This window comes from Erwinia pyrifoliae DSM 12163, assembly GCF_000026985.1.
Taxonomy (GTDB): domain Bacteria; phylum Pseudomonadota; class Gammaproteobacteria; order Enterobacterales; family Enterobacteriaceae; genus Erwinia; species Erwinia pyrifoliae.
In genome coordinates this window covers 1,276,752-1,276,985 of sequence record NC_017390.1, presented here as the reverse complement: position 1 = coordinate 1,276,985, position 234 = coordinate 1,276,752, and the positions used below count along the sequence as shown (strand labels likewise).

1 protein-coding gene is annotated in these 234 nt (G+C 73.5%); it reads left to right on the top strand.

Features of this window, described 5'->3' with window-relative positions; all coding sequences use genetic code 11:
* Positions 1-234 (top strand): hypothetical protein (locus tag EPYR_RS21620; RefSeq protein ID WP_462486257.1); only part of this gene is annotated, 234 nt, incomplete at both ends.

The following is a 234-nucleotide window of genomic DNA, read 5'->3' as shown; positions in this document are numbered from 1 at the left end:
GTCGGCGGGCTGATTGCCGCCGCCGGTGCCGTGGCCGCCGGTGCGCTGTTTGTCGCCGGGCTGGCCTCGGCCTGTCTCGGCGTTGGCGTGCTGCTGATGGGTGCCAGCCTGGCGGTGGGTTATCTCACCGGGGAGGCGGCCACGGCGGCGCGCGACGGCATGGCCGCCGCCGGGGCAGCCAGCCTGTCCGCTTCGGGGCAGATACTGACCGGCTCGCCGGACGTGTTTATCAAC